The organism is Pseudomonas sp. KB_12, from assembly GCF_052114545.1.
GTDB classification, from domain to species: domain Bacteria; phylum Pseudomonadota; class Gammaproteobacteria; order Pseudomonadales; family Pseudomonadaceae; genus Aquipseudomonas; species Aquipseudomonas brassicacearum.
Map to the genome: position 1 here is coordinate 1 of NZ_JBFREY010000051.1, position 18,515 is coordinate 18,515.

At 61.1% G+C, this 18,515-nt stretch carries 21 protein-coding genes; 11 read left to right on the forward strand and 10 right to left on the reverse strand.

Annotated features, from left to right (window positions below):
* Positions 1 to 520: 520 nt before the first annotated feature.
* Entirely contained in the window at positions 521 to 829 is a 309-nt protein-coding gene (locus tag AB4Z20_RS26165) for a class I SAM-dependent methyltransferase (RefSeq protein WP_212796954.1), read from the forward strand.
* 8 nt (positions 830 to 837) lie between these two features.
* Here the strand turns inward: AB4Z20_RS26165 and greB are convergent, their stop codons facing one another.
* The 3 genes from greB to AB4Z20_RS26180 are packed head-to-tail and all read right to left on the reverse strand — an operon-like array spanning position 838 to position 4,557.
* Positions 838 to 1,335 (reverse strand): transcription elongation factor GreB, encoded by a 498-nt coding sequence (gene greB, locus AB4Z20_RS26170; protein WP_003199337.1) that lies wholly within the window; start codon positions 1,333 to 1,335, stop codon positions 838 to 840.
* A gap of 34 nt (positions 1,336 to 1,369) precedes the next feature.
* Entirely contained in the window at positions 1,370 to 3,874 is a 2,505-nt protein-coding gene (locus tag AB4Z20_RS26175) for an ABC transporter permease (RefSeq protein ID WP_253472667.1), read from the reverse strand.
* Positions 3,874 to 4,557 (reverse strand): ABC transporter ATP-binding protein, encoded by a 684-nt coding sequence (locus AB4Z20_RS26180; protein ID WP_063322323.1) that lies wholly within the window; start codon positions 4,555 to 4,557, stop codon positions 3,874 to 3,876. The genes AB4Z20_RS26175 and AB4Z20_RS26180 overlap by 1 nt, the downstream gene beginning before the upstream one ends.
* Before the next feature lie 10 nt (positions 4,558 to 4,567).
* Between AB4Z20_RS26180 and AB4Z20_RS26185 the strand changes: the two genes are divergently transcribed.
* The 3 genes from AB4Z20_RS26185 to AB4Z20_RS26195 all read left to right on the forward strand — a co-directional run bounded on the left by AB4Z20_RS26185 (position 4,568) and on the right by AB4Z20_RS26195 (position 6,724).
* Positions 4,568 to 5,173 carry an arylesterase gene (locus AB4Z20_RS26185; protein ID WP_214510814.1) on the forward strand — a complete coding sequence of 202 codons (606 nt, stop codon included), beginning with the start codon at positions 4,568 to 4,570 and terminating at the stop codon, positions 5,171 to 5,173.
* A 56-nt stretch (positions 5,174 to 5,229) separates the two neighbouring features.
* Positions 5,230 to 5,523, forward strand: coding sequence for a hypothetical protein (locus AB4Z20_RS26190; protein WP_003199347.1), 294 nt, complete (start codon positions 5,230 to 5,232; stop codon positions 5,521 to 5,523).
* A gap of 229 nt (positions 5,524 to 5,752) precedes the next feature.
* Complete coding sequence (locus tag AB4Z20_RS26195; protein WP_003199349.1) at positions 5,753 to 6,724, forward strand: L,D-transpeptidase family protein; 972 nt, start codon at positions 5,753 to 5,755, stop codon at positions 6,722 to 6,724.
* Between the two features lie 141 nt (positions 6,725 to 6,865).
* On the opposite strand, the gene oprI is transcribed toward AB4Z20_RS26195, so the two are convergent.
* Positions 6,866 to 7,117 (reverse strand): outer membrane lipoprotei OprI, encoded by a 252-nt coding sequence (oprI, locus tag AB4Z20_RS26200; protein ID WP_003183784.1) that lies wholly within the window; start codon positions 7,115 to 7,117, stop codon positions 6,866 to 6,868.
* A gap of 633 nt (positions 7,118 to 7,750) precedes the next feature.
* On the opposite strand from oprI, the gene AB4Z20_RS26205 reads away from it, so the two are divergent.
* The gene (locus tag AB4Z20_RS26205) at positions 7,751 to 8,032 is read left to right on the forward strand and encodes a GNAT family N-acetyltransferase (protein WP_003199362.1); all 282 of its coding nucleotides are present in this window, start codon (positions 7,751 to 7,753) and stop codon (positions 8,030 to 8,032) included.
* Between the two features lie 174 nt (positions 8,033 to 8,206).
* On the opposite strand, the gene AB4Z20_RS26210 is transcribed toward AB4Z20_RS26205, so the two are convergent.
* On the reverse strand, positions 8,207 to 9,283 hold the full coding sequence (locus AB4Z20_RS26210) for a 3-deoxy-7-phosphoheptulonate synthase (protein ID WP_003199364.1): 1,077 nt from the start codon (positions 9,281 to 9,283) through the stop codon (positions 8,207 to 8,209).
* 267 nt (positions 9,284 to 9,550) lie between these two features.
* Here AB4Z20_RS26210 and AB4Z20_RS26215 point away from each other — a divergent pair, with 267 nt between their 5' ends.
* From AB4Z20_RS26215 to cysB, 4 genes are all read left to right on the forward strand, one after another.
* Positions 9,551 to 10,504, forward strand: coding sequence for a putative 2-dehydropantoate 2-reductase (locus tag AB4Z20_RS26215; RefSeq protein WP_046063755.1), 954 nt, complete (start codon positions 9,551 to 9,553; stop codon positions 10,502 to 10,504).
* A gap of 20 nt (positions 10,505 to 10,524) precedes the next feature.
* Positions 10,525 to 11,430: a 5'-nucleotidase gene (locus AB4Z20_RS26220; RefSeq protein WP_003199368.1), complete on the forward strand. Its 906-nt coding sequence runs from the start codon at positions 10,525 to 10,527 to the stop codon at positions 11,428 to 11,430.
* Positions 11,431 to 11,526: 96 nt separating this feature from the next.
* A complete protein-coding gene (locus AB4Z20_RS26225) occupies positions 11,527 to 12,027 on the forward strand; it encodes a universal stress protein (protein WP_214510815.1) in 501 nt (166 codons plus the stop codon).
* 110 nt (positions 12,028 to 12,137) lie between these two features.
* Complete coding sequence (gene cysB, locus AB4Z20_RS26230; protein ID WP_003199376.1) at positions 12,138 to 13,112, forward strand: HTH-type transcriptional regulator CysB; 975 nt, start codon at positions 12,138 to 12,140, stop codon at positions 13,110 to 13,112.
* 7 nt (positions 13,113 to 13,119) lie between these two features.
* On the opposite strand, the gene AB4Z20_RS26235 is transcribed toward cysB, so the two are convergent.
* Positions 13,120 to 13,602, reverse strand: coding sequence for a GreA/GreB family elongation factor (locus AB4Z20_RS26235; RefSeq protein WP_253472670.1), 483 nt, complete (start codon positions 13,600 to 13,602; stop codon positions 13,120 to 13,122).
* Positions 13,603 to 13,604: 2 nt separating this feature from the next.
* Positions 13,605 to 13,997: a hypothetical protein gene (locus tag AB4Z20_RS26240; protein WP_214510816.1), complete on the reverse strand. Its 393-nt coding sequence runs from the start codon at positions 13,995 to 13,997 to the stop codon at positions 13,605 to 13,607.
* Between the two features lie 121 nt (positions 13,998 to 14,118).
* Here AB4Z20_RS26240 and earP point away from each other — a divergent pair, with 121 nt between their 5' ends.
* Together earP and AB4Z20_RS26250 are read left to right on the forward strand one after the other, a co-directional pair.
* Entirely contained in the window at positions 14,119 to 15,252 is a 1,134-nt protein-coding gene (gene earP, locus AB4Z20_RS26245; RefSeq protein ID WP_442090975.1) for an elongation factor P maturation arginine rhamnosyltransferase EarP, read from the forward strand.
* A gap of 48 nt (positions 15,253 to 15,300) precedes the next feature.
* Positions 15,301 to 15,870, forward strand: a complete 570-nt coding sequence (locus AB4Z20_RS26250; protein ID WP_160388943.1) for an elongation factor P — start codon at positions 15,301 to 15,303, stop codon at positions 15,868 to 15,870.
* A 249-nt stretch (positions 15,871 to 16,119) separates the two neighbouring features.
* Here AB4Z20_RS26250 and AB4Z20_RS26255 read toward each other — a convergent pair whose 3' ends face one another.
* The 3 genes from AB4Z20_RS26255 to AB4Z20_RS26265 all read right to left on the reverse strand — a co-directional run bounded on the left by AB4Z20_RS26255 (position 16,120) and on the right by AB4Z20_RS26265 (position 18,373).
* Positions 16,120 to 17,133 carry an alpha/beta hydrolase gene (locus AB4Z20_RS26255; RefSeq protein ID WP_253472676.1) on the reverse strand — a complete coding sequence of 338 codons (1,014 nt, stop codon included), beginning with the start codon at positions 17,131 to 17,133 and terminating at the stop codon, positions 16,120 to 16,122.
* A 35-nt stretch (positions 17,134 to 17,168) separates the two neighbouring features.
* The gene (locus tag AB4Z20_RS26260; RefSeq protein ID WP_003199389.1) at positions 17,169 to 17,588 is read right to left on the reverse strand and encodes an organic hydroperoxide resistance protein; all 420 of its coding nucleotides are present in this window, start codon (positions 17,586 to 17,588) and stop codon (positions 17,169 to 17,171) included.
* 323 nt (positions 17,589 to 17,911) lie between these two features.
* The gene (locus AB4Z20_RS26265; protein ID WP_003199391.1) at positions 17,912 to 18,373 is read right to left on the reverse strand and encodes a MarR family winged helix-turn-helix transcriptional regulator; all 462 of its coding nucleotides are present in this window, start codon (positions 18,371 to 18,373) and stop codon (positions 17,912 to 17,914) included.
* Positions 18,374 to 18,515: the final 142 nt, after the last annotated feature.

Genomic DNA, 18,515 nt, shown 5'->3' on the forward strand with positions numbered 1-18,515 from the left:
AACCACGCTGGCCGAACGCAGGCATTGCGCAGTGGGCACCTCGGCATGGATGCCGAGGTAGCCGCGCTGGGCCATGGATGGCCCTTCGCGGCGGCCCACGGAGCAATGCCGGAGTGAGGGCACACCGAGCCTAGGCGAGGTGCCGAGTGGTGGGGCAGAGCGCTTTTGGTTACTTTTGGCGCTCTTCCAAAAGTGACCCGCTGTAAGAGCGGAACCATAAGTAGCCGTTACCGCAGAAACGGATACATACACCAACCCACGCCTCTCGGAACAGATAATCAGAAAACAGCATTACCGTCTTCTACGGGCCTTTTTATGCGGAGTGATTCTTGACACTGGCCAGTCAGCTTCTCTAGGATGCCGCTCATGCGCCGATTTAAACAGCTACTTGCGGGGCGCCAGGTGACTCAATCCAGTCGCCGATAGAAGCCGAAGACAAGGCTTCGAAATACCGCTAAAGCGCTGGTTCGGTGTTGCCTCTCACCTGCCATGCAGACTTTTGAGGCAGAGACACGACACGATGAACGCACCCAGCCCCCTAGTACGTCTTGCGCCGATTACGGCGAACCTTGTGCAACGCAATCCGAAAATTCTCCTGGGCGGCACTCACCAGCCAACGCTTTTGCGCTATCTCGACGGCTGGCCGCGTCGTAACCATGGGCCCGCTGCTTTCCTGATCCAGTTTGTCGAAGACGGCGAGTCACTGGCGCGGTTCGCCAATGACAGTTTCGACCTGGCTGTCATCCAGTCCCCCTGTGCGGCGGACGCTCCTGAAATGATCCGGCAGTTGACCCGTGTCGCCCGGCAGGGATTGATCACGCGCCGCTGAGGCGAGGATTACGGATACGCGATGTCCACGATGTAGACCCGTTTCTCGCCGGTAGGCGTCTGGACGCTGACCTCGGCATCCAGGGCCTTGCCGATCAGGGCTCGTGCCAACGGTGAGTCGATACTGATCAGGTTCTGTTTCAGGTCCAGCTCGTCCGGGCCGACGATGCGATAGCGTGATTCCTTGCCATCCTCATCTTCGACCGTCACCCAGGCGCCGAAATACACCTTGTTCGGATCGCTGGGTTTTTCACTGACCACTTTGAGCGCTTCAAGGCGCTTGGTGAGGAAGCGCACGCGACTGTCGATTTCCCGCAGCATTTTCTTGCCGTAGGTGTATTCGGCGTTTTCCGAACGATCACCCTGGGCCGCCGCCTCGCTGACCGCCTGGGTCACCTGTGGACGGCGCACATGCCACAGCTCATGGAATTCAGCGCGCATCCGCGCTTCACCCTCGGGGGTGATCAGCGCGGTGCCGGCGGTGCGGGGTGGGCGATAACGGCTCATGGCAACTTCTTGTAATAGCGAAGCCGGGAGTCTATCAACCCTCGCGCAATACTGTCAGCGGGCTGGCATTGAGCGCTCGACGGGTGCCGAACACACCGGCCGCGCCGATCAACAAGGCCCCCAGCAGCGGCAATGCCAAGAGCCAAGGATGCGGATGCCAGGGCAGGTCGAAGGCGTACCGGTAAAGCACCAGGCTCACCAGCTCCGAACCCAGGGCCGCGAGCAGGCCACTGACCGCGCCCAGCAGGCCGAACTCGATGCGCCGGGCCTTGACCAGCAGGGGCCGTTCGGCGCCCAGTGCGCGCAATAGCGCGCCTTGGCGAATGCGCTCGTCGAGGGTCGCCTGCAGGCCGGAAAACAGCACCGCCATCCCCGCTGCCAGCACAAACAGCAACACATACTCCACCGCCAGGGTCACCTGGGCCAGGATGCTGCGCAGTTGCTCGAGCAGGGCCTCGACTTGCAGGATCGTCACCGCCGGAAAGGCCCGGGACAGGTCGACGATCTGTTGGTCGTGGCCCGACGCCAGGTAGAAACTGGTGAGATAGGTCGCTGGCAGATCCTTCAATGTGCCGGGCTGGAAGATCATGAAGAAGTTGGGCTGGAAATTGTCCCAGTTGATCTCCCTCAGGCTGGTGACCTTCGCTTCACGATTGACGCCGCCCACGCTGAATACCAGGCGGTCGCCCAGCTTGATCTTGAGGTTCTCGGCCACTTTGCCTTCCACCGAAACCCCCGGGATATCGTCCGGTGGCTGCTGAGCCCACCAGGTCCCTGCGGTGACAACGTTGCCCGCCGGCAGGTCCGCAGCCCAGGTCAGGCTCAGGTCACGTTGCAGCGCCCGGTCACCCGCAGAGTCCTTGGTGACGAACTCTGTGGCCGGCTCGCCATTGATGCTGATGAGGCGCCCGGGGACCACGGGGTAGAGCGGGGCCGATTGCGCCGACAGCGCCAGCAGCTTGTCGGTGAAGGCCTGTTTGTCGTTGGGCAGGATGTTCAGGGCGAAATAGTTCGGGGCATTTTTCGGCAACTGGTTTTGCCAGGTGTCCAGCAATTCACCGCGTAACAGCGCGATCAACGCCATGGACAACAGGATCAGGCCGAACGCCAGGGCCTGGCCGGCTGCCGCCAAGGGATGACGCAGCAATTGGCCGAGGCCCAGCCGCCAGGGCAGGGAAGCGCGGGCCAGCAGGCGACGCAGGCTCTGGAGCAGCAACAACAACAGGCCGCCGAGCACCAGCGCGGCGACGACGCCACCGCCCAGCAGGGCGAAGGTGAGGACCAGGTCCAGGCTCAGGCGCCACATGATCAGGCCCAGGGCGCCCAGCGCGGCACCGTAGATCACCCAGGAGCTGGAGGGGATCGGCAGCATGTCCCGGCGCAGCACGCGCAACGGTGGTACCCGGCCCAGCGCAGCCAATGGCGGCAGGGCGAACCCCGCCAGGGCCACCAGCCCGGTGCCGATCCCGGCGACTGCCGGCAGCAGGCCACCCGGCGGAACGGTGGTGGGCAGCAGGTCGTGCAGCAGGGCGAACAGGCCCAGTTGGGCGATCCAGCCGAGCAGGGCGCCACTGATGCTGGCGAGCAGGCCCAGTACCGTCAATTGCAGGCTGAACAGCACCATGGTTTCCCGGCGTGACAGGCCCAGGCAACGCAGCAGCGCGCTGGCATCGAAACGTCGGGTGGCAAAGCGGTTGGCCGAGAGCGCGACGGCGACACCGGACAGCAGCACCGCCACCAGGCTGGCCATGTTCAGGTAGCGCTCGGCCTTGCCCAAGGCGCCACCGATCTGCCGGTTGCCGTCGCGGGCATCCTGCAGGCGCTGGTTGGCTTCAAGGCCAGGCTTGACCAGGTCGCGGTAGGTTTGCAGCGCTGGCGCTGGGCCGCGCCACAGGTCGCGATAGCTGACACGGCTGCCCGGCTGGACGACGCCGGTGGCCTCCAGGTCCTTGAGGTTGATCAGCACCCGCGGGGTGAGGCTGTAGAAGTTGCCGGCGCGATCGGGCTCATAAGTCAGCACGCGGCTCAGGCGCAAGGTCTGGTTGCCAACGTCGATGCTGTCGCCGATCTTCAGGTCCAGTGCCGTCAGCAGCCGTGCTTCGACCCAGGCCTCGCCAGGGTTCGGGCGTCCGCCGGTTTCTTCCGGGGCAAACGGGGTGGGGGTGCTTTTCAGCTCGCCGCGCAAGGGGTAGCTGTCATCGGCCGCCTTGACGCTGGACAGCTGGATGCCATTGTCGGTGGCCACGACACTGGAGAACTCCACGACCCGGGCGTGTTCCAGTCCCAGGTCGGTGCCGCTGCGGATCTGCTCCGGGCGGGCGGGGGAACTGCCTTCGAGCAGCAGGTCGGCACCGAGGAATTCGGTGGCGCGCATCATCATCGCGCCGTTGAGGCGGGCACCGAAATAACCGATGGCGGTACTCGCCGCCACCGCCACCAGCAGGGCGAAGAACAACACCCGCAACTCACCGGCGCGGGCATCGCGAAGCAATTGACGGACAGCGAGACTGAACAGGCGTAACAGCGGCAAGCGTGCCATCAAGGCTCCAGAGGGGCGACCATCTCGCCGGCTTCAAGTCGGATCAGGCGCCGGCAGCGATGGGCCAGGCGTTCATCGTGGGTGACCAGCACCAGGGTCGTGCCGCGTTCCTTGTTCAATTCGAACAGCAGGTCGCTGATGCGCTCGCCGGTGTGGCTGTCGAGGTTGCCGGTGGGTTCGTCGGCAAACAGCACGTCGGGCTCGGCGGCAAAGGCGCGGGCAATCGCCACCCGTTGCTGTTCGCCACCGGAGAGCTGGCGCGGCGAGTGGGTCAGGCGCTGGCCCAGGCCAACGCGCTGCAACAGTTGCGTGGCGCGCTCGCGGGCGTCCTTGCGGCCGTCCAGTTCCAGCGGCAGCATGACGTTTTCCAGTGCGTTGAGGCTGTCGAGCAACTGGAACGACTGGAAGACGAAACCGACATGCTCGGCGCGGATCCGCGCACGCTGGTCTTCATCCAGGGTGCTGAGGGCCCGGCCGGCGAGCGTCACCTCGCCGCTGCTGGGCAGGTCGAGGCCGGCCAGCAGGCCCAGGAGGGTGGATTTGCCGGAACCGGACGCGCCGACGATGGCCAGGCTATCGCCTTTGTTCAGTTCCAGGCTGAGTTCGTGCAGGATGGTCAGTTCACCTTCCGCGCTGGAGACCACTTTGCTAAGGTCTGTCGCGGTGAGAATGCTTGAGCCCATGGAGAGTCCGATGCGTGTGTGGTTTTTGAGTGCCGGCCTGGCCTTGATGTGCATGGCCCAGAACGCAGCGGCGGGTACAGTCCTGATCGTTGGCGATAGTATCAGCGCGGCTTTCGGCCTGGATACCCGGCAAGGGTGGGTGTCGTTGCTCGAGCAACGGCTCAAGGCCGAGGGTTTTGACGATAAAGTGGTCAATGCGTCCATCAGTGGCGACACCAGCGCTGGAGGCCAGGCGCGGCTGCCGGCGCTGCTTGCAGCCCATAAGCCGGACCTGGTGATCCTGGAACTGGGCGGCAACGATGGCTTGCGCGGACAGCCGCCAACACAATTGCAACAAAACCTTGCAGCGATGATCGACAGCGCTCGCGCCAGCGGTGCCCAGGTACTTTTGCTGGGCATGCAACTGCCTCCCAATTACGGACGGCGCTACACCGATGCCTTTACCCGGGTCTACAGCACCCTGGCCGAGGAGAAAAAAGTCCCGCTGGTGCCGTTTTTTCTCAAGGACGTCGGTGGCATCCCGACCATGATGCAAGGCGACGGATTGCACCCGTCCGTCGCGGCCCAGGGCAAGTTGCTGGAAAATGTCTGGCCGACACTGAAACCGCTGCTTTGACGCTTTTCTACCGGCGGGCTTTCGGCTAATGTGGCGCCCCCGATTTGGAGCCCCCGATGCCGCGTCCCGCCTGGTCCTTGTTTGCCTACCAACTGATCGAGCCTGACGAGCAGCTGGATCTGTTCGCCTGCCAGGAAGTACGGGTGCACCTGGTGACCCGGCAGTTGGAACTCGGTGGCTCGGCCGACCGGACTCTCTGCGGCAGCCTGCTGCCGGCCCAACCGCGCTGGTCGAGCGTCGATCGCAAGATTTTCCAGGATCATCGCCTGTGCTCGTTGTGCCGGGCGATCCTGGAGTCCCAGAAGCGCGGCACCTCGCCAATCTGGCCGGAGTTGCGGTTCGAGTTGTAGTCCCCGTTCCAGTGTGGGAGCGAGCTTGCTCGCGATAGGGCCGGCACCTCCAATACAGGGCGAGCAGGCCCACCGCTATCGCGAGCAAGCTCGCTCCCACAGGGGGCATTTCAACTTCCAGGCATGCTGCACATCGGACGCCTCTGTACCGCTCTCCCCGAAATAACAGGTGGCAGTGTACAATCGCCGTTTTCATAACCCCTTGTTCGATCTGCGAAGGATTTCCCGGATGTTGCCGCGCTTGCCTGCCGTCGCCCGCTGCCTGTCTCTTGCCGCCCTGTGTATGGCGGGCCCCGTTGCAGCCCTGGAGCTGCCTCTGCCACCGCCGGGTGAAGACATCGTTGGCCAGGTGCAGGTTATCAAGGCCAAATACGAAGACACCTTCGCCGACCTGGGTACCACCTATGACCTGGGCTACAGCGAGATGGTCGCCGCCAACCCGGGGGTCGATCCCTGGTTGCCGGGCGCAGGCACCGAGATCGTGCTGCCGACTCGTTTCATCCTGCCGCCGGGCCCGCGCGAAGGCATCGTGATCAACCTTGCCGAGTACCGTCTCTACTATTTCCCCAAGGGGCGGAACGTGGTCTACACCTTCCCGCTGGGGATCGGGCGTGAGGGCTGGGGATCGCCGATCGCCCACACCAGCATCATCGCCAAGACGCCGAACCCGACCTGGACCCCGCCGGCATCGATCAAGGCCGAACACGCCGCTGACGGTGACCCGCTGCCGAATGTCGTGCCCGCCGGCCCTGATAACCCGCTGGGTCCCTTCAAGTTCACCCTGGGCACCCCGGGTTACCTGATCCATGGTTCGAACAAGAAGTTCGGCATCGGCATGCGGACCAGCCACGGCTGCTTCCGGATGTTCAACAATAACGTGCTGGAAATGGCCGGCATGGTGCCGGTGGGTACATCGGTGCGGATCATAAACGACCCCTACAAGCTGGGCTTGAGCGGTGGCAAGGTGTACTTGGAGGCTCATACACCGCTGGACGACAAGGGCAACCCGTCGGTGGTGGACAAGCACACCTCGGTGATCAACGCGATGCTCAAGCGTGAAGACATCACCAGCAACTTGCGCATGAACTGGGACGTGGTGCGGGACGTGGTGGCGGCCGAAGATGGCATGCCGGTGGAAATCGCTGTTCCGAATACCTCGGCACCGATGGTCACGAGCGCGCCGATCGACTTGCAGCAGTAAAAGACTCGACAACAACCCGCCGACGTTTCGCGATGTCGGCGGGTTTTTTATTGCTTGGGAAAACACCGGGCAACAGCTCTCGAATCCAAAAAAAAAGCCGACCCAAAAATGGGTCGGCTCGATAACAATCCCGAGGGACTATTACTTGCGGCTAGCTTTTTCCAGCATGCGCAGAGCACGCTCGTTAGCTTCGTCAGCAGTCTGTTGTGCTTTTTGAGCAGCAGCCAGAGCTTCATCAGCTTTACGGTAAGCTTCGTCTGCACGAGCCTGGGAGCGAGCTGCTGCGTCTTCGGTAGCAGTCAGACGTGCTTCGGTTTCTTTCGATGCGCTGCTGCAACCGGTAGCCAGAACTGCGGCCAGGGCCAGAGCAGAGAATTTCAGAACGTTGTTCATCGGTTTCCCCTTCAAGGACTTTCTATTAGTGACTGTCTCCCCAGACTGAGGAGTTAGCCGGCGTACATACTACCCATTACTTGTAGTAAGTAAACTGACGTAGCGCAAGAAGCAAAAAAATTGTAGGCGGTGATTCTTTTTCGAGCAACTTTTCTTCGGGGTGTTTAAAAAATATACAGGCCAAAGCCCATGGCTGGAGCGCGCTGGCGGAAAAAAGTTCCGCGGCGGGGCGAACTCTTGCAGCCCTCGCTAACGTCGTTGTTTATTGATTCACCTACACTTTTGTACGTTTTTTGTGCAATGCCCCAGGCATCTTTATTGGTAATGGCGGTGACTTTAACTACGCGCGCTCGTCTCAAGACTCAACAACTGGCGATGTTCAGCTATTGCACCGCGACCGACTACAGCGCGACGATGGCGCTCAATCGATAAACCCGACCAGGTTACCCCTTCGATGACAGGCGTGCCTTGAGCATTTGCGTCATTGGTGCCTACTATTCACGACGTGCTCGGGTTTGAGCGGATCGGTTTTGGCGCTCGGTGACCAGGAAGGCACGGGGTGGCGTAGATGTTCCTTCGCCGGAAAAACATCGGTAAGGTAGGGGTCGGCATTCAGACCCGCGAGGAGTAGTGATGAGCGAGGCGGTTACCATCCACCATGACCAGGCTGGTCATCAGTTCGAGACCAATGTGGACGGTCATCGTGCCTATCTGACCTATATGGACCTGGGCAAGCAGACCCTGGATATCTATCGCACCTTCGTGCCCAACGCCTTGCGCGGCCGGGGCATCGCGGCGGCGTTGACCGAAAGTGCGCTGCAGTACGCCGAAGAAATGGGCTACACGGTGATCCCATCCTGCTCCTACGTGGAGCGCTACATGGAGCGTCACCAGCGGCACGCGGCGAAACTCTGAGAAAAAGCATTCCCAAAAAAAACGCCGGGCTGAAGAGCCCGGCGTTTTTTTATGTCTTGAGGAAAGTAAAAGATCGCAGGCTTCGCCAGCTCCTACATCCCCGCTCCAAATATGTGCAGGAGCTGTGTAGGAGCTGCGTAGGAGCTGTCGAGTGAAACGAGGCTGCGATCTTTTTCAGCCACGCTGCCGCTTCGGCAATACATCCTTGAGCTTGGCATGCATGCTGCGCAGGGTGTTCTCGGTGGCGCTCCAGTCGATGCAGGCATCGGTGATGGAGACGCCGTACTGCAAGTCGGCGAGGTCTTTCGGGATGGCCTGGCAGCCCCAATTCAAGTGGCTTTCGACCATCAGGCCGATAATCGACTGGTTGCCTTCCAGGATCTGGTTGGCCACGTTCTCCATCACCAGCGGTTGCAGTGCCGGGTCCTTGTTGGAGTTGGCGTGGCTGCAGTCGACCATGATGTTCGGCTTGATCTTGGCTTTGTTCAGCGCCTGTTCACACAGCGCGACGCTGACCGAATCGTAGTTCGGCTTGCCGTTGCCACCGCGCAGTACCACGTGACCGTAGGCGTTGCCCTTGGTGGTGACGATCGACACGCCACCTTCCTGGTTGATGCCCAGGAAGCGATGTGGGCTGGAGACCGACTGCAAGGCGTTGATCGCCACGGTGAGGCCACCGTCGGTGCCGTTCTTGAAGCCCACTGCCGACGACAGGCCGGAGGCCATTTCGCGGTGGGTCTGGGATTCGGTGGTGCGCGCGCCGATGGCCGACCAGCTGATCAGGTCCTGCAAGTATTGCGGCGAGATCGGGTCCAGGGCTTCGGTGGCCGTGGGCAGGCCCATTTCCGCCAGGTCCAGCAGCAATTGGCGACCGATGTGCAGGCCGTCCTGGATCTTGAAGGAGTCATCCAGGTAAGGGTCGTTGATCAGGCCTTTCCAGCCGACGGTGGTCCGAGGCTTCTCGAAATACACCCGCATGACCAGGTACAAGGTGTCGGAGACTTCCGCAGCCAGCACCTTGAGGCGCTCGGCGTATTCGTGGGCGGCCTTGATGTCATGGATCGAGCAGGGCCCGATGACCACGAACAGGCGATGATCGGTGCCGTCCAGGATGTTGCGGATGACTTCCCGGCCCTTGGTCACGGTGCGCAGGGCAGCGTCGCTCAGGGGAATATCGCGCTTGAGCTGGTCAGGCGTGATGAGGGTCTCGTTGGAGGCGACGTTAAGGTCGTTGATCGGTAAATCAGCCATCGTGTTACTCGTCAGGTCACGGGTGCCGGCCGCCAGCGATCCCCGCGCGGCGGTGCACAGCGGATTTTAAGCGCGTCGGGGAGCCGAACCTTATCGCGTTACGAGGCTGCTCGACAATGGGCTGGGACGGGTTTAATGCCCTAAAGGCTGGGGAAAAGGCCTTGGAGATGGCTCTGCAACAGATTCGTGAGCAGATGTAATGAAGATTGCATGCCATGCCGCTCGCGCTGATAGTGTGCAGGGGCTTTTACCAGGAGAGTTGCAAAGATGCAGGCAGGCGTGAAACCGCGGATCGGGATGATCGGCACCGGGGCGATCGGTGGGTTCTACGGCGTGATGCTGGCGCGTGCCGGTTTTGACGTGCACTTTTTACTGCGCAGCGAATTTGCTGCCGTGGCCGAAGCCGGTTTGCGGATCGACAGCGCGGTTCACGGTACGCTGGCCCTCAACCCCGTCCAGGCGTATCGCTCGGCAGCCGATATGCCGCCCTGCGACTGGCTGCTGGTCGGCGCCAAGACCACCAGTAATGCCGAGCTGGCCCCGGCCATTACCCAGGCTGCCGCTGACGGTGCAAAAGTCCTGTTGCTGCAGAACGGCCTGGATGTCGAAGACGATCTTCGCCCTTTGTTGCCCGATTCGTTGCACCTGTTGGGTGGCCTGTGCCTGATCTGCGTGCATCGCGTCGGCCCTGGTGTCGTCACCCACCAGGCCCTTGGTGCGGTCAACGTCGGCTATCACAGCGGTCCTTGCGCCGATCAGGCACAACGCATGGTGATCGTCGAAGAGGCGGCGACGTTGTTCCGCAGCGCCGGTATCGACGCCCAGGCCATGCCGGGCCTGCAACAGGCCCGCTGGCAGAAGCTGGTGTGGAATGTGCCGTACAACGGTCTTTCGGTTCTGTTGGGCGCCAGTACCACGCCGTTGATGGCCAACGACCATAGCCGCGAATTGATCCAGGCACTGATGGGGGAGGTGGTCCGCGGTGCGCAAGCCTGCGGGCATCATATCGCGCCGGGTTATGCCGAGTATCTGTTCACGATGACCGAGAAGATGCCCGACTACTGGCCGAGCATGTACCACGATTATTCCCACAAGCGTGCGCTGGAGCTGGACGCGATCTACGGCCGGCCATTGGCGGCAGCGAAAGCGGCAGGGTGTGAGCTGCCGAAAATCGAAGCCTTGTACCAGGCGTTGGCATTCGTGGACCGATATAACCGCTGAGCGGGCGAAAGGGGAGCGCTATGGCAAACAACATCGACGACAAACTGGTGCTGGCGATTTCGTCGCGGGCGCTGTTCGACCTGCGGGAAAGCCACAAGGTGTATTTGTCGAGTGGCGTCGAAGCCTATCGGCAATACCAGATCGAGCATGAAGACGAAGTCCTGGCACCCGGTGATGCCTTCGCCCTGGTGCAAAAGCTGCTGAACCTCAACGAGCACCTGGGGCGTGCCCGGGTCGAGGTGATCCTGGTTTCGCGCAACAGCGCCGACACCGGCCTTCGAGTGTTCAACTCGATTCATCATTATGGGCTGGCGATCTCGCGCGCGGCTTTCGTGGGCGGCCGCAGTCCTTACCCGTACCTCAAGGCGTTCGGTTGCGATCTCTTTTTGTCCACCCACGCTGAAGACGTGCGCAGCGCCCTGGACGCCGGGTTTGCCGCCGCGACCATTCTGTCGGGTGGTGCCAGTCGCGCGGCCAGCGAGGAACTGCGCATTGCCTTCGACGGCGATGCCGTGCTGTTTTCCGATGAGTCGGAGCGTGTCTATCAGGCCGATGGGCTGGAAGCCTTCCAGGCCAGCGAGCGACAGGCCGCCCGCGAGCCGCTGCGAGGCGGGCCGTTCAAGGGGTTCCTGGCGGCGCTCAATGCACTGCAGCGCGAGTTTCCCGAGGACGCCTGCCCCATTCGTACGGCGCTGGTGACGGCCCGTTCGGCACCTGCCCACGAGCGGGTCATCCGGACCTTGCGTGAGTGGGATATTCGCCTGGACGAGTCGTTGTTCCTGGGTGGCCTGACCAAATCGGCCTTCCTCGAAGCCTTCGCCGCCGATGTTTTTTTCGATGACCAGACCGGCCATTGCGAACTGGCCCGGGAGGTGGTCGCCACCGGTCACGTGCCCCACGGTATCAGTAACGAAATGAAGCCCTGACTGCCCTTGGTCCGGGACTTCAAGCCGCACGTCGCAGTCCCCGAGGCGCTGCTAAGCTGAATCAATCTCCGCCATTTTGGCACGCGAGGAGGTCACATGATTCGTTCGATGCTGTACGCCACAGACCTGGGCCTGTACGCCCCTTATGTGATGCAGCATGCCTTGGCGTTAGCACGGACGTTTGAAGCCGAGTTGTATGTGGTGCATGCGGTAGAACCGATGGGGCTGTTCGCCGAGTCGGTGTTGCAAAGCTATCTTGACGAGCAGGCGCTGAACGAATTTCACCGCCAAGGTCTGAATACGGTGATGGCCAATATCGAACAGCGAGTGCTCGACAGTTTCCGCGAGGAGTTGGGAGACGGTCAGCAGGATTTGCAACTGATCAAGTCGGTCAGGGTGTACCAGGGCGATCCTTCCCAAGTCATCCTGGAGCAGGCTGCGAAACTCTCTGTCGACTTGCTGATCGTAGGCAGTCATTGCCAAGGGGCAAGCGGTGAGACCCCCTTGGGCAGAACCGCTGCACGGGTATTGCAGTTATCCCGGGTACCGGTCTACCTGGTACCGCTGGTACAGCGCCGACGCCAAGGAGAGGGCTGAGGCTAAATGATGGCTTTTTATAAAAAGTTCTAGATTTATTGTCGAAACCTTTCATATAGTTATATACCGTCGCTGATGCCCGTGGCGTCCAACTGCTTTGAGGGATACATATGAAGCTTCAACAACTGCGCTACATCTGGGAAGTGGCGCACCACGACCTCAACGTTTCCGCTACTGCCCAAAGTCTCTACACGTCGCAACCCGGCATCAGCAAGCAGATCCGCCTGTTGGAAGATGAACTGGGCGTCGAAGTCTTCGCCCGCAGTGGCAAACACCTGACCCGCGTGACTCCGGCCGGCGAGCGCATCATCACCACCGCTGGCGAGATCCTGCGCAAGGTCGAAAGCATCAAGCAGATCGCCCAGGAGTTCTCCAACGAGAAAAAAGGCACCCTGTCGATCGCCACCACCCACACCCAGGCCCGCTATGCGCTGCCGCCGGTGATTAGCAACTTCATCAAGCAATACCCCGACGTGGCGCTGCACATGCACCAAGGCTCGCCGATGCAGATCGCCGAGATGGCCGCCGATGGCACGGTGGATTTCGCCATTGCCACCGAAGCCCTGGAGTTGTTCGGGGACCTGGTGATGATGCCGTGCTATCGCTGGAACCGCTGCGTGGTCGTGCCCCAGGGCCATCCGTTGACCAAGCTGCCGAAGCTGACCCTCGAAGCCCTGGCCGAATACCCGATCGTGACCTACGTATTCGGTTTCACCGGTCGTTCCAAGCTCGACGAAGCCTTCAGCCATCGTGGCCTGACGCCGAAAGTGGTGTTCACCGCCGCCGACGCCGACGTGATCAAGACCTACGTTCGCCTGGGCCTGGGCGTGGGCATCGTCGCGAAGATGGCTGTCGATACCAAGCTCGACAGCGACCTGGTAGTACTGGATGCCAGCGAGTTGTTCGAATCCAGCGTGACCAAGATCGGTTTCCGTCGCGGCACGTTCCTGCGGGGTTTCATGTGCGATTTCATCGAGAAATTTGCACCGCACCTGACCCGGGAAGTCATGGCCAAGGCCATCCAGTGCCACAACAAGCAAGAACTCGAAGAGTTGTTCGACGGCGTCGAACTACCGGTGCACTAAGACCCTTCTAGATCGCCTCGGTGACAGCGAACTGTTGCCGGGCGCCCGCTACCACGATCTCTACTTCATCCCCTTCGAACTTGCCCAGAAGGCCGCGGCCCAGCGGTGAGCGAGGGGTGATGACGGTGATCGGCTGGCCCACTAGCGAGACCTTCAAACCCGCTGCATCCGGCCCCAGGAAGAGCCATTGCTGACGGCCGTCCTCATCTTCCAGCCCGATCAATGTGCCGACCTGAATACCGCGCTGCTCGTCGTAAGGCCTTGGCGTCAGGTTCTGGCAGAGGGTGAGGGCCTGGCGGATTTCTTCTACGCGCCTGGCTTGTCCGGCGGCGAGGTAGGACGCCTCGAGGCCGAGGGTGTCGTACTTGTTCTCGGCGATGTTTTCTTCGTGGGTCGCGGTTTCATAGGCGGTCTGCGCAGCGCGTTCGGCGATGTCGAGATCAATCTTGAGCTTGTCGAGAATCAACTGGTGGACGGTCTGTTTGTTCATGGTCATTCGCAGAATTGCAGAACGTTGGCGCGGCTTTTTTCACTGGGCGCATTCTGGTCCTGTTGCAACCAGAACTGGCACTTGGGGTTGGACAGGTTGCGCGGATTGTTGCGGGCCTGGTCGAGCGCTTGGCGCTGCTCGTTCCTTTGCAGGTTCTGCTGATACTGCTCGAACATCGGTGTGGGCGGCTCAGGGGCCGGTTGCACCGCCGGCGCCGGTGGTTGCGCCAGTTGATGGACGGCGGCGGCCACGGGTGCCAGTTGTTCGTTGAACAGAAATCTGGACAGCAGCCAGCCCGTCAACACGATGGCGAGGAACCCCAGCCACAGGCCCAGGGCGATGCTGAAGGTCAATTGCAAAGCCGTGAGGCGCGAGGGTGTCGAGTGATCGGGCATGGCTGCTTCCTGGCAGGGTCATGGGCAGGCGATGATTGTCGCATGAAGATTAATCGCCGTCGGCTCTTCTGCGTGATCGGTTTATTCGGGACAATCAGGCCTTTGCCACAGGGAGTCGGGAATGACCGTGCGTTGGGATATTTTTTGCACCGTCGTCGATAACTTTGGCGACATTGGTGTCACGTGGCGCCTGGCTCGGCAGTTGGTGGCCGAACATCGATGCGCGGTGCGGCTATGGGTCGACGACCTGCGTGCCTTCGAACGAATTTGCCCGGAAATCGACATCACCCTGTCCGAGCAATGGCAGCAGGGCGTGCAAGTGCGTCACTGGCCCGTGGAGTGGGCGGCCACCGAAGCTGCCGACGTGGTGATCGCCGCGTTTGCCTGCCAGCTGCCGAGCGCCTACATGGATGCGATGGCCGCGCGCCAGACGACGCCCCTGTGGATGAACCTTGATTATTTGAGCGCCGAGGACTGGGTGATCGGTTGCCACGGCCTACCGTCGGTCAAATACAAACACGTGCAGAAATATTTCTTCTTCCCGGGCTTCCAGGAAGGAACAGGTGGCCTGCTGCGTGAGGCGGGGCTTCTGGAGCGCCGCCGGCAATTTCAGCAGGATGCCGAGGCGCAACGAATGTTCCTGCAAGGGCTGGGCGTCGAGCGGGCGCCGAATGCCTGCCTGATCTCGCTGTTTGCCTACGAGAACGCCGGGTTGGCGAGCTGGTTTGACGCAATGGCCGCCGATGCCCAGGCGTTTCATGTGCTGGTTCCCGAAGGGCGGGTACTCGGTGATGTCGAGCGTTGGCTCGGGGTCGATGACCTGGCGGTCGGTGCGGTACATCGACGCGGCGCGTTGACGGTGCAGGTGTTGCCGTTCATCCGCCAGGACCAGTACGATCAATTGTTATGGTGTTGCGATTTCAATGCCGTGCGTGGCGAAGACTCCTTCGTGCGCGCCCAGTGGGCCGGCCGGCCGTTGCTCTGGCACATCTACCAGCAGGAAGAAGACGTCCACCTGGAAAAACTCGAGGCGTTCCTCAGGCTCTACACCCAGGGGCTTTCCCCGGCGGCGCAAAAAGCGATCAGCGGTCTTTGGCGGGCCTGGAATGCCGGCCAGGACATGACCGAATATTGGAAAGCCAGCCGTGAACAGCCGCAGGAACTGGCCGAACATGCCCAGGCGTGGTGTCTGGAACAGGCCTCGCGAGCCGATCTTGCCGCAGCGCTGGTGAAGTTTTATGTAAATTGGATATGATACGCGGCCTAGATTTTTGTAAATCCCATCCAAATTCGGATATTCGCAATGAAAACTGGTAAAGAACTGAAACCCGGGACCGTGATCCGTCTCGAAAACGATCCTTGGCTGGTTCAGAAAGCTGAGTTCACCAAGTCGGGTCGTAACAGCGCGATCATGAAGACCAAGCTGAAGAACCTGCTGACCGGTTACAAGACCGAGATCGTCTACAGCGCCGACGACAAACTGGACGACGTGATCCTCGACCGCAAAGAAGCGACCCTGTCCTTCATCAGCGGCGACACCTACACGTTCATGGACACCACTGACTACACCATGTACGAGCTGAACGCCGAAGACATCGAAAGCGTTCTGCCGTTCGTTGAAGAAGGCATGACCGATGTCTGCGAAGCCATCTTCTTCGAAGAGCGCCTGGTTTCCGTAGAGCTGCCGACCACCATCGTGCGTCAGGTTGACTACACCGAAGGCTCCGCTCGCGGTGACACTTCCGGCAAGGTGATGAAGCCTGCCAAACTGAAGAACGGTACCGAGCTGTCGGTAGCTGACTTCATCGAAATCGGCGACATGATCGAGATCGATACCCGCGAAGGCGGTTCCTACAAAGGCCGCGCTAAATAAGCGAAGCCTTGTGTATGAAAAAGCCCGACCATTGAGTCGGGCTTTTTTATTTCAGGACTACACACCAAATCCCCGTGGCGAGGGAGCTTGCTCCCGCTGGGCCTGTAGGAGCTGTCGAGCGAAGCGAGGCTGCGATCTTCCCAGACACTTGAGTTTCAGCGAAAGGTTAAAAGATCGCAGCCTTCGGCAGCTCCTACAGCGCAGCCGAGCGGGAGCAAGCTCCCTCGCCACAAAAGCTTTGGCGTGCAGTCACTTCAGGTGTTGCTTGAGCTCCTGCGACGCCTGCAGCATCGCCGAACGTACCGCGGGCACCTGGCTGACCACGTTGAGCAAGCCATAGTCGTGGATCATGCCGTTGTAGCGTACGGCCGTGACGGGTACACCGGCCGCGTCCAGCTTGCGGGCATAGGCTTCACCTTCATCACGCAAGACGTCGGCCTCGGCGGTTTGTACCAGCGCGGGCGGCAGGCCCTTGAGTTGTGCGGTGCTGGCGCGCAGCGGCGAGGCATAGATCTCGCTGCGTTGCCCGGCATCGGTGGTGTAGTTGTCCCAGAACCACTTCATCAGGTTTTTACTGAGGAAGTGCCCTTCGGCGAACTGGTTGTAGGAGGCCGTCTCGAAGCTGGCATCGGTCACCGGCCACAGCAACGCCTGGAAACGGATCGCCGGCGTGCCTTTGTCCTTCGCCATCAGGGCCACGACCGCCGCCATGTTGCCGCCGACGCTGTTGCCCACCACGGCCAGGCGCTTGCCGTCGACGTTGATCTGCTTGCCGTGTTCGGCCACCCATTTCGTGGCGGCGTAGGCCTGGTTGATCGCCACCGGGTAATGCGCCTCGGGTGAGGGCGTGTAGTTGACGAACACCGCGACAGCGCCCGAGCCCGCCACCAGATCCCGAACCAGGCGTTCGTGGGTCGGGAAGTCACCCAATACCCAGCCACCGCCGTGGAAGAACATGAACACGGGCAACTCACCCTTGACCCCCGCCGGGCGAACGATGGTCAGGCTGATCGGCTGGCCATCGACCTGGATGGTTTTCTCGCTGACGTCGGCCTTGGGCAAGGTCAGTTTCACCCCCGCCTGGGCGCCCACCAGTACGGCGCGAGCGTCCTTGGGCGACAGTTGCTCCAGGGGCTTGCCAGTGCCGGCATTCAGCACGTCGAGAAACGCCTGGGTGTTGTGTTCGACGATGCCGTCGGCGAAGGCACTGCTGACGCTGAGGGCGAGAAGGGTACCGGCAAAGGCTTTGCTGAGCGTGTTCATGTGCATCTCCTTAGGTTCGGGTCCAGGGTCGGTGGTCAGACGGTGACGTGCAGGCGCACATCAACGTTGCCGCGGGTGGCGTTGGAGTACGGGCAGACTTGGTGAGCCGCATCCACCAGGCTTTGCGCGTCGGCCTGGTCCAGCCCTGGCAGGCTGATGTGCAGGTCGATGTCGAGGCCGAAACCGCCGGGGATCTGGCCGATGCCGACATGGGCGGTAATCGAGGCGTCGTCCGGGATCTTGCGTTTGCTTTGGCTGGCAACGAATTTCAGTGCGCCGATGAAGCAGGCCGAGTAGCCGGCGGCGAACAGTTGCTCAGGGTTGGTCGCCGCACCGCCTGCACCACCGAGTTCCTTGGGCGTGGCGAGTTTGACGTCGAGGATATTGTCACTGGAGATCGCACGACCATCACGGCCGCCGGTGGAGGTTGCGATTGCGGTGTAGAGAGTTTGCATGATGAGAGCCTCGCTTCTGGGTTGGTGTTTTTGCGCTAAATGTTTGCGCGCTAAGTAGGTGTGAAGCGAATGTATAGCGCTAATATTTTGCGCGCAAGATAAATTTTCGAGGCGAGTTGAATTTGCGCCGCCGAAAGGGCGTGTAACCATTGAGCTAGAGCGTTTCAGCGCAGAAAAAAAAATTTAGATGGGCGAGTTACAGATCAGGGAGCGGCAGGACTGCCGCCATCGCGAGCAAGCTCGCTCCCACATTAGATTTGCGTCTGAGCATCAAGTGTGGGAGCGAGCTTGCTCGCGATAGCGGTGGGTCAGGTGGAGGTAAGTCAGAGGCTGTCTTGCAAATGCCCGCGCAGTGCCTGCAGGTCAAGTTGCAGCTTCTTCAGCTGCTCCAGGGTCAGGCCGCTGGCAGCGAGGATGCACTGGGGGATGTCGAGGGCTTTTTCGCGCAGGGCGCGGCCCTGTTCGGTGAGTTCGACAATCACTACGCGTTCGTCTTCACGGCTGCGGGTGCGGCTCAGCAGGCCTTCGGCCTCCAGGCGCTTGAGCAGTGGCGTCAGCGAGCCGGGGTCTGTCAGCAGGCGCGTGCTGATTTCACCGACGGTCAAACCATCCTTTTCCCACAACACCATCATCGCCAGGTATTGCGGATACGTCAGGCCAAGAGCCTGTAGCAGCGGCTTGTAGACTTTGGTCATCAGCAGCGAGGTGGAGTGCAGGGCGAAACAGACCTGGTTGTCGAGCAGCAGGGCTTCGCAGGCTTCGGGGGTGTCGCGCAGGGTGTTCATGGCAAAACCTTCAATCAATGATCGTTACGAATCTAGCGGGCGAATCTTTAATGCGCCAGATAATTCTGATGCCCTGAACCGATGTTACGTTTCCCCGCTGGCGCCGACTGCGTAGGATAAGGCCCCTAAGGAAAGGGGAATC

What these genes read in the sequence shown, in the direction of transcription:
- AB4Z20_RS26165 (WP_212796954.1), top strand. Translation starts at nt 521, where the DNA reads ATGAACGCACCCAGCCCCCTAGTACGTCTTGCGCCGATTACGGCGAAC.
- greB (WP_003199337.1), bottom strand. Translation starts at nt 1,335, where the DNA reads ATGAGCCGTTATCGCCCACCCCGCACCGCCGGCACCGCGCTGATCACC.
- AB4Z20_RS26175 (WP_253472667.1), bottom strand. Translation starts at nt 3,874, where the DNA reads ATGGCACGCTTGCCGCTGTTACGCCTGTTCAGTCTCGCTGTCCGTCAA.
- AB4Z20_RS26180 (WP_063322323.1), bottom strand. Translation starts at nt 4,557, where the DNA reads ATGGGCTCAAGCATTCTCACCGCGACAGACCTTAGCAAAGTGGTCTCC.
- AB4Z20_RS26185 (WP_214510814.1), top strand. Translation starts at nt 4,568, where the DNA reads ATGCGTGTGTGGTTTTTGAGTGCCGGCCTGGCCTTGATGTGCATGGCC.
- AB4Z20_RS26190 (WP_003199347.1), top strand. Translation starts at nt 5,230, where the DNA reads ATGCCGCGTCCCGCCTGGTCCTTGTTTGCCTACCAACTGATCGAGCCT.
- AB4Z20_RS26195 (WP_003199349.1), top strand. Translation starts at nt 5,753, where the DNA reads ATGTTGCCGCGCTTGCCTGCCGTCGCCCGCTGCCTGTCTCTTGCCGCC.
- oprI (WP_003183784.1), bottom strand. Translation starts at nt 7,117, where the DNA reads ATGAACAACGTTCTGAAATTCTCTGCTCTGGCCCTGGCCGCAGTTCTG.
- AB4Z20_RS26205 (WP_003199362.1), top strand. Translation starts at nt 7,751, where the DNA reads ATGAGCGAGGCGGTTACCATCCACCATGACCAGGCTGGTCATCAGTTC.
- AB4Z20_RS26210 (WP_003199364.1), bottom strand. Translation starts at nt 9,283, where the DNA reads ATGGCTGATTTACCGATCAACGACCTTAACGTCGCCTCCAACGAGACC.
- AB4Z20_RS26215 (WP_046063755.1), top strand. Translation starts at nt 9,551, where the DNA reads ATGCAGGCAGGCGTGAAACCGCGGATCGGGATGATCGGCACCGGGGCG.
- AB4Z20_RS26220 (WP_003199368.1), top strand. Translation starts at nt 10,525, where the DNA reads ATGGCAAACAACATCGACGACAAACTGGTGCTGGCGATTTCGTCGCGG.
- AB4Z20_RS26225 (WP_214510815.1), top strand. Translation starts at nt 11,527, where the DNA reads ATGATTCGTTCGATGCTGTACGCCACAGACCTGGGCCTGTACGCCCCT.
- cysB (WP_003199376.1), top strand. Translation starts at nt 12,138, where the DNA reads ATGAAGCTTCAACAACTGCGCTACATCTGGGAAGTGGCGCACCACGAC.
- AB4Z20_RS26235 (WP_253472670.1), bottom strand. Translation starts at nt 13,602, where the DNA reads ATGAACAAACAGACCGTCCACCAGTTGATTCTCGACAAGCTCAAGATT.
- AB4Z20_RS26240 (WP_214510816.1), bottom strand. Translation starts at nt 13,997, where the DNA reads ATGCCCGATCACTCGACACCCTCGCGCCTCACGGCTTTGCAATTGACC.
- earP (WP_442090975.1), top strand. Translation starts at nt 14,119, where the DNA reads ATGACCGTGCGTTGGGATATTTTTTGCACCGTCGTCGATAACTTTGGC.
- AB4Z20_RS26250 (WP_160388943.1), top strand. Translation starts at nt 15,301, where the DNA reads ATGAAAACTGGTAAAGAACTGAAACCCGGGACCGTGATCCGTCTCGAA.
- AB4Z20_RS26255 (WP_253472676.1), bottom strand. Translation starts at nt 17,133, where the DNA reads ATGAACACGCTCAGCAAAGCCTTTGCCGGTACCCTTCTCGCCCTCAGC.
- AB4Z20_RS26260 (WP_003199389.1), bottom strand. Translation starts at nt 17,588, where the DNA reads ATGCAAACTCTCTACACCGCAATCGCAACCTCCACCGGCGGCCGTGAT.
- AB4Z20_RS26265 (WP_003199391.1), bottom strand. Translation starts at nt 18,373, where the DNA reads ATGAACACCCTGCGCGACACCCCCGAAGCCTGCGAAGCCCTGCTGCTC.